Source organism: Nostoc sp. DedQUE02 (assembly GCF_034531035.1).
Lineage (GTDB): Bacteria > Cyanobacteriota > Cyanobacteriia > Cyanobacteriales > Nostocaceae > Nostoc.
In genome coordinates this window covers 1-13128 of record NZ_JAVRBY020000012.1, presented here as the reverse complement: position 1 = coordinate 13128, position 13128 = coordinate 1, and the positions used below count along the sequence as shown (strand labels likewise).

15 protein-coding genes are annotated in these 13128 nt (G+C 40.6%); 3 read left to right on the top strand and 12 right to left on the bottom strand.

Features of this window, described 5'->3' with window-relative positions; translation table 11 throughout:
- Positions 1–26: 26 nt before the first annotated feature.
- Complete coding sequence (locus RMX98_RS12625; protein ID WP_322677256.1) at positions 27–821, bottom strand: methyltransferase domain-containing protein; 795 nt, start codon at positions 819–821, stop codon at positions 27–29.
- Between the two features lie 103 nt (positions 822–924).
- Here RMX98_RS12625 and RMX98_RS12620 point away from each other — a divergent pair, with 103 nt between their 5' ends.
- Positions 925–1803 carry a LysR family transcriptional regulator gene (locus RMX98_RS12620; protein WP_322677257.1) on the top strand — a complete coding sequence of 293 codons (879 nt, stop codon included), beginning with the start codon at positions 925–927 and terminating at the stop codon, positions 1801–1803.
- Between the two features lie 25 nt (positions 1804–1828).
- On the opposite strand, the gene RMX98_RS12615 is transcribed toward RMX98_RS12620, so the two are convergent.
- The 3 genes from RMX98_RS12615 to RMX98_RS12605 form a co-directional block, all read right to left on the bottom strand.
- Complete coding sequence (locus tag RMX98_RS12615) at positions 1829–2440, bottom strand: retropepsin-like domain-containing protein (protein WP_322677258.1); 612 nt, start codon at positions 2438–2440, stop codon at positions 1829–1831.
- 120 nt (positions 2441–2560) lie between these two features.
- Positions 2561–2992: an HNH endonuclease signature motif containing protein gene (locus RMX98_RS12610; RefSeq protein ID WP_322677259.1), complete on the bottom strand. Its 432-nt coding sequence runs from the start codon at positions 2990–2992 to the stop codon at positions 2561–2563.
- Positions 2993–2997: 5 nt separating this feature from the next.
- Positions 2998–3360, bottom strand: a complete 363-nt coding sequence (locus tag RMX98_RS12605; protein WP_322677260.1) for a hypothetical protein — start codon at positions 3358–3360, stop codon at positions 2998–3000.
- A gap of 167 nt (positions 3361–3527) precedes the next feature.
- Here RMX98_RS12605 and RMX98_RS12600 point away from each other — a divergent pair, with 167 nt between their 5' ends.
- Positions 3528–4934, top strand: a complete 1407-nt coding sequence (locus tag RMX98_RS12600; protein ID WP_322677261.1) for a hypothetical protein — start codon at positions 3528–3530, stop codon at positions 4932–4934.
- Positions 4935–5050: 116 nt separating this feature from the next.
- Here RMX98_RS12600 and RMX98_RS12595 read toward each other — a convergent pair whose 3' ends face one another.
- The 8 genes from RMX98_RS12595 to RMX98_RS12560 form a co-directional block, all read right to left on the bottom strand.
- Positions 5051–5224, bottom strand: coding sequence for a putative toxin-antitoxin system toxin component, PIN family (locus tag RMX98_RS12595; protein WP_409881442.1), 174 nt, complete (start codon positions 5222–5224; stop codon positions 5051–5053).
- Positions 5225–5362: 138 nt separating this feature from the next.
- Positions 5363–5590 (bottom strand): hypothetical protein, encoded by a 228-nt coding sequence (locus RMX98_RS12590; RefSeq protein WP_322677262.1) that lies wholly within the window; start codon positions 5588–5590, stop codon positions 5363–5365.
- A 75-nt stretch (positions 5591–5665) separates the two neighbouring features.
- Positions 5666–5812: a hypothetical protein gene (locus RMX98_RS12585; protein ID WP_322677263.1), complete on the bottom strand. Its 147-nt coding sequence runs from the start codon at positions 5810–5812 to the stop codon at positions 5666–5668.
- Between the two features lie 272 nt (positions 5813–6084).
- On the bottom strand, positions 6085–7488 hold the full coding sequence (locus tag RMX98_RS12580; RefSeq protein ID WP_322677264.1) for a ferredoxin:protochlorophyllide reductase (ATP-dependent) subunit N: 1404 nt from the start codon (positions 7486–7488) through the stop codon (positions 6085–6087).
- A 248-nt stretch (positions 7489–7736) separates the two neighbouring features.
- A complete protein-coding gene (locus tag RMX98_RS12575) occupies positions 7737–8528 on the bottom strand; it encodes a DUF5331 domain-containing protein (RefSeq protein WP_322677265.1) in 792 nt (263 codons plus the stop codon).
- 32 nt (positions 8529–8560) lie between these two features.
- Positions 8561–9427 (bottom strand): ferredoxin:protochlorophyllide reductase (ATP-dependent) iron-sulfur ATP-binding protein, encoded by an 867-nt coding sequence (gene bchL, locus RMX98_RS12570; RefSeq protein WP_292774821.1) that lies wholly within the window; start codon positions 9425–9427, stop codon positions 8561–8563.
- A 639-nt stretch (positions 9428–10066) separates the two neighbouring features.
- Complete coding sequence (locus RMX98_RS12565; RefSeq protein WP_322677266.1) at positions 10067–10321, bottom strand: TIGR02450 family Trp-rich protein; 255 nt, start codon at positions 10319–10321, stop codon at positions 10067–10069.
- A 90-nt stretch (positions 10322–10411) separates the two neighbouring features.
- Positions 10412–10786 (bottom strand): hypothetical protein, encoded by a 375-nt coding sequence (locus RMX98_RS12560; RefSeq protein ID WP_322677267.1) that lies wholly within the window; start codon positions 10784–10786, stop codon positions 10412–10414.
- A 412-nt stretch (positions 10787–11198) separates the two neighbouring features.
- Between RMX98_RS12560 and RMX98_RS12555 the strand changes: the two genes are divergently transcribed.
- Complete coding sequence (locus RMX98_RS12555; RefSeq protein WP_322677268.1) at positions 11199–13094, top strand: NACHT domain-containing NTPase; 1896 nt, start codon at positions 11199–11201, stop codon at positions 13092–13094.
- Positions 13095–13128 lie beyond the last annotated feature (34 nt).

The window sequence follows — 13128 nt, the reverse complement described above, 5'->3', positions numbered from 1 at the left end:
CCTCTGCGCCCCTTTACGTTCCACTTCTAACCCTTTTGTCCCACAACCTCACACCAAGCAGCAGCAAAAAAACCATCTGCGTGCTGACTACATTCTCGTAAAGCACGACTCATTGCTGTAAGCGATCGCTCATCAGTCCAACCTTTCTCTATAGCTCCATCCACCTTTGCAGAAGCCTCAATTCGCAGCGCCAAATATTCTGTACCTTCACTCAGCGACTCAGAACATTCATAAGAAGCCGAAGCTTTGATATTAGTAAACCCACTTTGGCGCAGCAAGGCACGTAACTCTCTACCTACGTAAGGATTACCAGAATTCTGCTGCTGGAGCCACTTGTAATAAGAAAATGCTTTTTCCAGTTCCGGTGTAGACGGTGCAATCAAAAACCCGCCCCAGTCAGGACTACGAAGCCCAACAATTCCCCCCGGTTTCAAAACTCGCCAAAGTTCCCCCAATGCCTGCACAGGTTCTTGCAGATGCTCAAACAACGCATGGGAAAAGATTGCATCAAATGAGTTATCTGGAAAGGGTAGAGAATATATATTCGCTTCCAGAAAATTAGTATTACTCACACCTTGAGTAAAAGCACTTTCAGCAGCTATCTGGATTTGAGAGATTTCTCGATCAATACCCGTAAGCATACCAGGAGCGATCGCTTTTGCTAAACCCAAAGCGATCGTCCCAGGCCCGCAACCACAATCTAGCAATTTCATCCCTGGACGTAAATAAGGCTTGAAAAACGCACCATGAGTATCTAAGCTGCGTTTTGCCATGAAATTCGTTGCATTACTCGAATAGCCTGGAGTATACTTTTCCTGCATTGCTCTGATTCCCTGCAATATTTGTATGAGTATCATAAGCAGGTACTTTTCAGATGTCCAATATATATTTATAGAGATTTGAAACTTATAAAATATCAAAAAAATGGAATTGCGACATCTGCGCTACTTTATTGCTGTCGCTGAGGAACTGCACTTCAGTAGAGCCGCCGAGCGATTGCACATTGCTCAACCGCCCCTAAGCCAGCAGATTCAGCAACTAGAGGCGCAATTGGGAGTAGAACTATTTCATCGCAAAACCAAGCGACAGGTGCAGTTAACGGAAGCTGGACAAGTATTTTTGCAAGAAGCTTATCAACTTTTAGCTCAACTGGAAAAGGCAATTGAGCTAACCCAAAAAACAGGAAGAGGTGAAAAGGGACAATTGCGAGTTGGATTTACCAGTTTGGTAACTTACGATTTGCTTCCTGTAATTTTGCGACGGTTTCGAGAACAGTTTCCAGAAGTAGAGTTGATTTTGCAGGAATTAACCACAACTCAGCAGGAGCAAGCGCTACAAGAACGTCGTATTCATGTAGGCTTTGCCCATCCACCATTAGAAGACAACACACTCAATCAAGAGTGCATTCAGCAAGAAGCTTTGATTGTGGCTATGTTAGAAACTCATCCCTTAGCGGAACAAGAAAAGATTTCAGTGCGATCGCTAGTAAATGAAAACTTTATCATGTTCCCTCGCCATTTGGGTCCCGGACTTTACGACCAAATCGTAAGTCTTTGCCAGCAAGGAAATTTCAGCCCGAAAGTGACTCAAGAAGCGATTCAGATGCAGACAATTATCGGGTTGGTTTCGGCGGGAATGGGGATTGCGATCGCACCGTCTTCATTGCAAAATCTTCAAAGGTCTGGTGTAGTTTATCGCGCTGTAGAGGAAAAAACACCATTAGTAGAAACGGCCGTAGTGTGGCAACAAGAAGATATAACACCTGTTTTACAAAAATTTTTGCAAATTGTGAGAAGTGTCTAAAGTTAATTAATTAGCTATCTTTACGCTATGTAAAAATAATTTGCTCATCAGCTTGCCTGAACTCAATATTAAATTTATCAAATACAACTTCTCTTCCCAAAAGTAATTGCTCTCCACCTGTATTATTTTGTAACCATGCTACAGGAGCAATAAAACTGTGTTCATCAATTGTCATTTCAACATTACGTAAAACATACTCAACTCTTCCGCCTATAGTTTCTGCTAACAATGTTGATTCTGCATCAGCCAAAGCATAACCTAAATCTTGACCGACTTTTAAAGAAATTAAACTTAACTCAGCACCAGAGTCTACTAACATCGTTGTAGACATTTCTATATCTCTATGTTTCAGTTTTACATGATAATTTGGTTGCCAATCATGGCGGGCAACTGTGCGAAACCGAATAGGTAGAATTTGAATAGAAGCAGTACGACGGGGAACCAAGTAAATTGCAAATGGTTGCTTTGAAGCCTCTGCTAATTCTAGAACTTCACGCAATTTTTCACTATGAGCAATTAAGCCATTAGCATTATAAGCAACATATTGATTTTTATATAAATCTAATAACATTTGGCGATTCTGGTTTAGCCACTTCAGCATTTGCTTGCTTTCGTCAGGAGAGGGTGTTTTATTCATAGCCTTAGATGAGAATTTCAACCATTTTCTACCAGCTTGCCTTTTACCTATGATTGTATCTGCGATCGCGGTGGATCTTCTGGTTAAAAAAGAGCGATCGCTCTCTCATCTGCGGTTCGTTCAATCCTCTGGAGGATGCCAACCCGCAAGTACCCAATAACTGCGAACTTCCAGTGCATCTGCATCATCACTCAAATGTAGAACTGCAACAGTTGCTCTACCAGTCGGCGTTTTGCCAACAATACGTAGACCATCTTCACTCCAGCCAAAATGCTCAAACCAGACTTGAGTACGAGGGTTAAATAGCTTTACCGTTTCGCTCGTCTGTGGATCAACCCCTGTAGTTTTATCACTTTTGTAGCGATTACATAGGGGACAAGCTAGCCACAAGTTTGATTCATCATTACTACCATTTTTAGATATGGGAATAATGTGTTCAATTTCCAAACGTGCCATTACTAAACGCTGAGGACTTAAACAATAGCCACAGCGATTTCGAGCATCGGTGCGGACACGACGTTCTATTTCTACAGAAATGTAAAAGCGTGCCATTGCTGTTAATTGAGGGCTGGTTTCAAGCCGCGTTCAACAGCAACTTTTAAGGCTCTTGCTTTACTTACTAAGCCACGTCGATAGACCTGCATGAGTTCATCTAGTTGACGAACTTCTGCATCATTAAGCTGCCCCTCTCGGTGACGCGCTTGCAAGTCACTGAAAACTTCTTGCTGCTGAGTTTCCATCTGCATATCGCACATAGCCAAAACCTGATCATCCGGTAGAGACTCCAGAGGTAGTTCGGTAATGGCGCGGTCAATCCATTCTAGTAATACATCTTCAAGTCGCCGATGTGTGAAAGCAGCGATTTCCTTTGCTTTTTGTGCCAGTGTTTCAGGAAGTTGAAGGGTGACAATTTCAGCCATTTTCTACCTGCTTGCTTTTACTTATGATTGTATCTGCGATCGCTCTGCATCTTCTAGTTAAAAAGTGCGTAGGCGTAGCCCGTTGTAGACATCGCTATTACACAAACTACAACTTAATTTGGGAATACTGAGTAAAACGCAGATATTTTAGCAATTAAGAGAAGATTATGAGTATACCATTGACAGTAACTTTCACACTTGCTAATTGGATTGTCAAAGGACTGCAAGATGGAACTTTAGAAAGAGTTGGAGGTGTAATTATAGATCGAGCGAGCAAACATATTGTTACCTGGTTAAGGGAACCTAATAATTCTCCAGTTCCAGGATCAAGTTCTTCCTCTAACAATTTACTTAACCTTGTTTTTTCCGGTGCAAATCTTGTTGCTTCTGGGGCAAATGCTGCTGCTACAAGTCAAGGATTAGCTAATGTCAGTGGACGCTTGGGTGGAGTTGAACAAACAAGTTTAGGTAACATGGCTGTTTCAGGGGTAAACCTGATTGGAACAGTCGCTAATGCGGCTATTTCTGGGAAAGGCTTCGCTGATGTCAATGAACGTTTAGGTGGGATTGAAAATCAGTTAGGGGAAATTGGGCAAAATCTGCAACTAACTCAAGGTTTTTTGCAAATAACTACTGCGTCTAGTGTACTTACTCTTGGTGCTTCAGTAATGGGCTTTGCTGTAATAGCACAGCGTCTCAATGAGCTAGAAAAACGCCTAAAACAAGCGGAAGAACTATTAAACAAAATCAACCGCAAAATAGACCTTAGTTTCTATGCTAATTTTCGTGCTGCAATTGAATTAGCAACTAATGCTTTTACGATGACCAAAACTGAAAATCGTAGAAGCAGCGCACTACAAGCTATTAACCGCTTTTTAGAAGCAGAGCATATTTATGCTGAATATACCGATATTGAAATTGAGCAAAAAAGCCAAATTGCTGATGAATATCTTCTGACTTTATCTTTAGCCTACTTAGCTGAAGCACGTTGTTATTTAGAATTAGAAGAACACGATACAGCACTTCGACGCTTTCAAGAAGGAGCAAAAGTTCTACGTTCACGTATTAAAAAATATATTGGTATTTTACTCACTTCTAATCCAGCAGCATACTTACAGCCTTGTTACAAAGGTCAGATAGATTTGCGTAGACTAACGCGAATTTACCAATGGATTGACCCAAATTTGGATGAAAATGCTGTTTTCGAGATGCAACGTGAGAACTTATTTAAAATGGGACAAGAGTTATATTCTACATATAAATGGGTCGATTCACTACCGCCAGCCATTTTAACTCGTGATGAGGTTCAAGGAGGTTGGTTTGGCCCAGATCATAAGGATTTAAAACAGGAAGCAGATAAACGTCTTCCTAAAGTTATGGAAGCGGTAGAATCTATGATAGAAACCCATTGCCGTTTTAAATCTTACCAAACAGAAGTGCAAGCAATATCACAATTAGGAATCAGCTTTCATGACTGGCTTAAATTAACTCCGTCTACAGAAAGTAAACCAGATGGTGCAGAATTAATGTACATTATTCCATCCAAACCTTTAGAGTTACAGCCTTCCATTTGAACTAATTACAAGACTAAAGATAAATTAATCAAGGTCAATAAAGTCTCTAGGAGTAATAATCTGGTTTTGATATTCGGCTAGGGAATTGAGTGATAAAAAGTCTTGATATCCTGTGATTAAAATTCTGCATTTGCATCTTTAGCAAGTTTTAAAAATTTGTTGTCATCTGGATCTCTACAGGCGTTTATTTGAGATTTTATTTCTATAAATTGACTGTACTTTTTAACTATGTTCAAAAAATCTTGTCGGTCTTCGTCTGAGATATATTTATCGAACTTAGGTTTATAAATTCGTGTGTTTAATTCTTGATAAGTTTCATCGCTTTGAGCAATTTTAAATTCTTTATAGACTTTATTAAGGCTTTACGGGCTGTTCCATTAGGACTTAGAGCAGCACTAAGTAAAACATTTGTGTCAATGACAATTAGTTTATGATTCATCGGCGAGTAATTCTTCTAGAGTTTCTTCGGTTAATCCTTTGGCTTGAGCATTTCTGCCGATTCTATCAAAAACACTAAGTAAATCTTCATCTTTATTATTTGAAGAGGTTTTCTTTATTTCTTGAATAAGTTGTTGTTGTTCTTGTGCGGGAAGTTGTAGGACAAGATTAAGAATTTGCTCGAAGGTTAGGGAGAGTTGATAGGTTTTTTGAGTCATGGTGAGTTTTGGAGTTAGTGAATAGAAACTTGTTAGCTTTTTTAATTAGGTTTGAGCCAGTTTTCTACTTTTAAATCACAATTTCTCTATCCCTTGGCGAATTGCATTATCCATATCCTCAAGAGTTTTGGGTTTACCTTGATATTTTAAGTAACCTACTACATCATCTAATTTCATTACTACAAAATCTTTCTTAGGCTTTAAAAGAATTCCATTACCCATATCAATAATAAATTCTTGACTTAATTACCATTGATGAGCTTCCCGCAAAGATTGAGGAATAATTACTTGTTCTTGGGGGGACAATTTGGTAATTTTCATTAACTTAAAGAGTAAAAAACTAAGAGTAATATAAAAATTTTAGCATTTTTGATTATCCCAATCTATCCTCTTCCTCTGCGTTCTCTGTGCCTCTGCGGTTAGTAAAAAAAAGGACGAACCCAAAAGCTCGCCCGTCACATAATATTATGCTGTTGCTCAATCCAAACCTAAATTTAAATCTTCGCTTCTTCTTTCACCAACTTATCCCAACCCAAATCTTTCAAATTATTATTCCGACGCAACGGACGAGTCACCAACTCTAAAATGTCACGCGCATTCGTAAAGCCGTGAATTTGAGCAAAAGTGAACTCTACCGACCACTTTGTATTAATACCGCGTGCTTCTAACGGATTTGCGTGAGCCATACCAGTAATTACCAAATCTGGTTTCAACTCATAAATCCGTTGAAGTTGATTGTAATTATCCGGCTTCTCTACAATCTTTGGTAGGGGTGAACCCATTTCCTGGCAAGTTTTCTCCAACAATGCCAACTCAGCACCTTGATAGCGCTTATCCATATAGGGAATGCCGATTTCGTGAACAGTCATCCCACAACGGATTAAGAATCTTGCTTGGGAAATTTCCAGCAAGTTATCACCCATGAAGAATACAGACTTACCACGAATCAGTTTCACGTAATCTTCCAACCCTGCCCAAATTTGTGCTTCCCGTTCATCCAAACCCTTGGGAGTAATACCGAACACCGAGCAGATTTTCTCAATCCAAGCGCGAGTGCCATCGGGGCCAATGGGGAAGGGTGCGCCAATGAGTTTACATTTGCGGCGGCGCATTAAGGTGGTAGCTGTGCGGCTGAGGAAGGGGTTGACACCAGCGACATAATACCCTTCTTCTAGTACTGGCAGTTCAGTGAAGCGCTTCGCGGGTAGCCAGCCGGAAACTTTGATGCCTTGTTTCTTCAGTTCCAAGGTTAACTGAGTCACCACGGGGTCGGGAAGGGAGCCAAAGAGAACTAAGGGTGGATGATCTACGTATTCAGATTCATCTTGGGCAACATCTTCTTTCTTTTTACCAAAGTTGAGCAGTTTTGCGATCGCATTCCGTTCGCTTTTCTCTGTTTCCGCCACCGGAGCCTTATCAGGACAACGGTTAGCCATTGCTGCTAATACGGTGTCTTCCCCTTGGGTGAAAGCGTAATCTAGACCATTTGCCCGCGCTACAACGATGGGAATCCCGATTTCAGATTCTAGCTTCGGTGCTAAACCTTCCAAATCTGTTTTGATAATTTCAGTAGTGCAAGTGCCAATCCAGACAATTACACTAGGATTGCGATCGCGTTTAATTTGCAAGCACAACCGCTTTAACTCTTCATAATCATTCAGTTGTGCCGAAATATCGCCCTCTTCTAACTCTGCCATTGCATAGCGGGGTTCAGCAAAAATCATCACCCCCATCGCATTTTGCAGGAAGTAGCCACAAGTTTTTGTCCCAATCACCAAAAAGAAGCTATCTTCAATTTTTTGGTATAACCAAGCCACGCAGCTAATTGGGCAAAAGGTATGGTAATTTCCAGTTTCACATTCAAAGCTTAAAGCTTCTGGTTGTTGAGCGACAGTCATTTTGGTTTTTTCTCCCCTTGATATTTAATGGCAGTTCAACCAATTTCAGATTTTAGATTGATAATTTTGGATTGAAGGCTGGGACAACAAAAATATCCTCTGTCTAACGACAATTTCCCTAATTCCTCATCCAAAACCGTTCGACTGAGCGACTTGTGCCGAGCATCTCGACTTCGCTCGATGGAACCGGAGCCGAGGTAAGCCGAAGTCCCAAATCTAAACCTTAAAATTGCGAAGAACGGCAATAATTAAGCGTTGGGGAAGAGGCGGGCAATTTCTGATTCATCAAAAACGCCTGCTGGCAGTTCTTCCCCTAAAAAATCGTTATTTTCTTCAGCCTTTTGTAAAGCTGTTTCATCACCCCAGACATCTGATAACACGTCTTTAAACGCATTCTCATCTAGTGGACTATCTCCAAGCGCCTCGTCTTCTTCATCCAGCTTTACTTCCATTGCAGCTGTTGTATCGAAGGCAATTTCCCCAAACTCATCTGCTTCTAGGCTAGAGCTTTCGAGAGACTCATCTTTTGAGTTGTGTCCGTTGGTTAGGGAAATATCGCCAAAGCCATTTTCCGTTTCTTCCAACTCGCTGATTTCCAGACTTTCATCTTCAGAATCCACAATTGTGAACTCTTCAACTACCGCCACCGCCGCAAAGCCATTTGTATGAGTGTGTGTCAATGTTTCATCTTCAGGCTTTTCATCAATGACAGATGCTGCTTCTTCTACGTATTTCTCTACATCTGGGTTGACGACGAAGCGATTACCGAGAGCTAAATCTGGGTCAAAATGCAAATCCAGCACTTCAATCAGGGTATCGGCGTCAGGATTGAGTTTGGCAAAGGGCAACATTAACTGCGCTAGTTTTGGCTCTAGGGCGTTAAGAACTCCCAGGATGAGGTAGGAAGGTGGTCGCTTCCCGCCATCAGGGGTGTAGACTGATTCCACTTCCATGTGAAGGGTAATCCAGTCTCGATTATTCTGGAAAAATTGCAACCACTTTTGCTTTATTGAATCTGTAAAGCTGTGAAAGAATGCCATGTTATTGTCCCCCATCCTGAGAACTTGGTGATTTATACAATCATCAAGTCTAGTTCTTCTTCTGAATTAGGAACCTGGGGTTTACCCGGATTTAGATAAAAATCGGATAACAAAGAGAACAACTCCCGATCTGGTGAATCATTAGGTACAACACCTTCGGGACGGGCTAGAATTTGGTCGGCGATGTTGAGATAGTAGTCACAAACGTAGTCTAGGGAAGGATCTTGCTCTGCCATCTCAAACAAAGTCTTACCTTTCACACGGGAAACACGAATATCTTCAATTAAAGGTAAAACTTCCAAAACTGGCATGGGCACTGCTTCTATATATTTTTCAATCAAGTCACGCTTAGATGTGCGATTGCCAATTAACCCAGCTAAACGCAGTGGGTGAGTTCTTGCTTTTTCGCGGACTGAAGCAGCGATCCGATTAGCCGCAAACAACGCATCAAAGCCGTTGTCTGTAACGATCAGGCAGTAATCTGCATAGTTGAGTGGTGCTGCAAAACCACCACAAACTACGTCACCCAGAACGTCAAAAAGAATTACATCGTACTCATCAAAGGCGTTGAGTTCTTTAAGTAATTTTACGGTTTCACCGACTACGTAGCCGCCACATCCAGCACCCGCAGGCGGGCCACCAGCTTCTACGCAATCAACACCGCCGTAGCCTTTATAAATTACATCTTCCGGCCAGACATCTTCGTAGTGATAGTCTTTTTCTTGAAGGGTGTCGATAATTGTCGGAATCAAAAACCCAGTCAGGGTAAAGGTACTGTCATGTTTTGGGTCGCAACCAATTTGCAGCACTTTCTTGCCACGTTTAGCTAGGGCGACGGATATATTACAGCTAGTTGTGGATTTACCGATACCACCTTTTCCGTAGACTGCTAGTTTCACTGTTGTTTCCCTCTTATAGCTTCTTGTCAAACTTGTTGCTCAAACATTTGCCTTCACCTTTCCTGAGATGGCGATGCGTGAGGTCTGTTGATGTCATTATTGGGCAAATTACCTAGAAAAGAAAGTGGCTCCTAATCTGTAAAACGGTCTTAGGCGATGAATTAAACCTTAATTATCTATATTTGGTTTTTTACTAACTTTAAAGGCTTTAAAAGCTATCAAAAGAGTCAAAAAAAAGTTTTTATTAATTATTTTTATAAAAAGAGTTACAAAAAACAAAAAGCTGAAATCCTATTTTTTGAATGCTTTTCATAGAATTAGCTAATGTTTTTACAACGTGTTTTCAAGTCATTGAGGCGCAGGGTCAAGGGGAAAGAGAGGTATATGCAGCCTGATGCTGGAAATACTACTGGAATTTGCGTTAGCGTAGCTCACCAAAGGTATCGTAGATAAATTGCCAGTTTTCAGTCGCTAGTCACAACCATTTAATTGCTGCTTGAAAGTAAGTTAGTGTAATTTTGTAAAAATTTATTAAATTACCAGATATTTTCTAAGATTATTAAAATATTTCGGCTGCCCCCTGTGATCGAGGCGGCAGCCCACTAGGCATTCCCAGTCTAAGACTCAGAACGAGGCAAATCAGGATACGTCAGTTTCAAGCCCGTGGATTTCCTGTAATGTTTGCCAACCAGCTTGCCACTGAGAGTTATCTTGTAATAATTTGGCATTTATCCAAAAACGGACTTTTGGATCGCAAGCAGAAACCATTTCGGCGTAAACCCACTTAGCCTGATTTTTACGGTTAACAACTTGGAAGTGCCGCCAGCCATCAATTTTTTGCTGTGCTGTCCACTTAGAACCAACTAGGTAAGGAAATTTTTGTTTTTTTGTCATTTGTTATTAGTCATTTGTCATTTGTCATTGGGAAAACACTTTCTTAATTGCCCATTTCCCATTCCCCATTTCCCATTCCCCATTCCCAAATTAAGATGTCACCAAATCGCCGTTACGGGTAAACTTTTGGCAATGCAAGTCACTATCTTGCTGGACACATAGCGAAAACCATCTGATATGACTCCAGCAGGTGTTGATGTTGTTGGTAATTTTGCGCTTTTTCTTGGAAAGGCGTTGCCTTATGACTTCATTAGGGCAAAGAATTTCTAATGTACCTGTACCATCTTCGTAATTGATGATCCGAAATAGACAATTTTGCAACATCGCACGGCTGCTACTGTCAAAGAACCTCTTAAATCGCTGTAGCTTTTCCCCTTCAGTCATTTGGCTGATGGGTTTTATTTTCAATAAATCTTCATCCTCAAAGTCAAAGTCATCATCTTCAAAGTCGTAGGGGTCAATCATTTTCAGCATCCACTAGGCGACCTGGGATTATGTTAACTCTGTGTGGGAGCAGGAGGAAAATGGTAGAGGCATAATTTGAGGCAAAGGATTTTATAGACAAGTATAAAGAAGTGCTAGAATACTTATTATAAGTACTCAATCGTACAAAAAGCTTGAACTTGCCGCAGCACTACAGCTACTAAATATAAAAGAACTTTCAATAAAATTAAATATAAAGTCATAATAGATACTTGAATGCGAAGATTCTACTGGGAATAATACAATCACAGGGTATTGGCTGAAGATGTTTTAAATGAAATCATTAGTATTTAAAAATAGCAAAAATATCTAGCTTACTTTCTAAGTAGTTCCGAAACTGTATGTTGCAATAATGTCAAATTGAATAATTCTTATTTGATGTGTGTAAGCTTCTATGGTAAAGCGATCGCTCGAAGCATCCCTCGCCGGGATTGAAAAAGCCAAAAAAGCGTTTGCTCGTAAAGGGTTGACACAAGACAATTTGGCTTTTGAAGTTAAGTTAAAGACTCGTCAACCAATTTGGCGGTTTTTTACTGGGCGTCCGGTTGAGCGTCATATCTTTATCGAAATTTGTTCTATGTTGTCCTTGAATTGGCGGGAGATTGCAGCTAATCTTCCAGAAGAACTTTCTGAATCAAAAAAACTTGGTGCTGCCGTATTCTTAGATATTGATGCTCTAGTACAACAAGTGCGATCGCAACGCTTCGACAAAATTCAACACCAGTGCGGCACTTTGCAGTTATTAGATGTTACTCGCCCCGTTAGAATCGACGACATTTACATCGATGTCAACATTTTGGAGGAAATTGCCAGCCTTCAGTGGTTAGACTTTGCTGATTTGCAAAAGTTTACATCAAAAGAATTTGATCGCTTTGGTTTAGGTGAAGTATCCCAGACACAAATCGCAGGGATCGCGGCAGTTCAAACTTACTCAAAGCTGCGGGTGTTGGGTAAACCGGGAGCAGGTAAAACCACTTTTTTACAACATCTGGCGATTCAATGCAACCGAGGGAGATTTGCTGCAAATCGGGTTCCCATTTTTGTCACCTTAAGAGATTTTGCCGACGAATCTACAGAAGCAGGAGAATTCCATTTACTCAACTATATTTGCAAAGAATTCCTCACCTGTGGAATTTCAGATCCGTCTGTGTTGGAAACTTTATTGTTAGAGGGCAGAGTGTTGCTGTTGATGGATGGATTAGATGAAGTACTCCATCAACAGAGTAAGGGTGTCGTCAATGAGATTCGCAGACTATCTGAAAAGTATCAAAAAAATATGTTTGTCGTCACCTGCCGCACGGCAGCTAAAGTTTTGAACCTCAGACGCTTTACAGATGTTGAAATTGCCCCTTTTAGTCAAAAGCAACAATTTGCTTTTGCTCAGAAGTGGTTTACAGCAGTTACGAACACGAACATCGAAAATAAACAACAACAAGCATTTGAGTTTATTAAAAAATTAGATTTACCCGAAAATTTACAATTTAAAAGACTTGCTGTCACTCCCTTGTTTTTGCATCTTACCTGCTGGGTTTTTCATCACCAGAACAAATTTCCAACCCAAAAAGCTGCTTTTTATAAGCAGTGTTTAGACCTGCTCTTGGGCAAATGGGACGAAACTAAAGCAATTGAGCGGGATGAAGTGTATGAAGGTTTTTCATTACCACAAAAACTTAAGTTGCTGAGTCAGGTTGCTAGCGCGACATTTGAGCAGGGTAATTACTTTTTTGAACAACGCATTGTTGAGCAATATATTAGCGATTATATCGGTGATTTGCCAAATGCTTCCACAGAACCAGAAGAATTGGAATTAGATAGTGAAGGCGTACTTCAGGCGATAGAGTTGCAACATGGATTACTAGCAGAACGAGTGCGGGGGATTTTTTCTTTCTCTTATTTGACGTTTCAAGAATATCTGACTGCTCGAAAAATCGTTGCCAGTTATAATTTACAAGCATTAAAACAACCGTTAGAACGTCTAGTGACTCATATTACTGAACCTAGATGGCGTGAAATCTTTTTGTTAACGGTTGCGATGCTGCGGAGTGCAGATTTTTTGGTACTGTTGATGAAGCAAGAAATTGAGGCCCTAGCGGCTCAAGATTCATATTTGCAAAAATTTTTAACTTGGACAAGTCAGCACCTTCCCTACGGGACGCTGCGCGAACGGGGAAGTCAAAAGCCAAAAATCAAAAGTCAAAAGTCTCTTGCTGGTCTTGATTCTGCTGCAATTGGGGCGTTTTATCTTGCCCAGGACTTACGCAACTGGCACAGCGTGATCGCTATTTTATAGTATTTATGTACTATATAAAGTGGCTGACCCATAG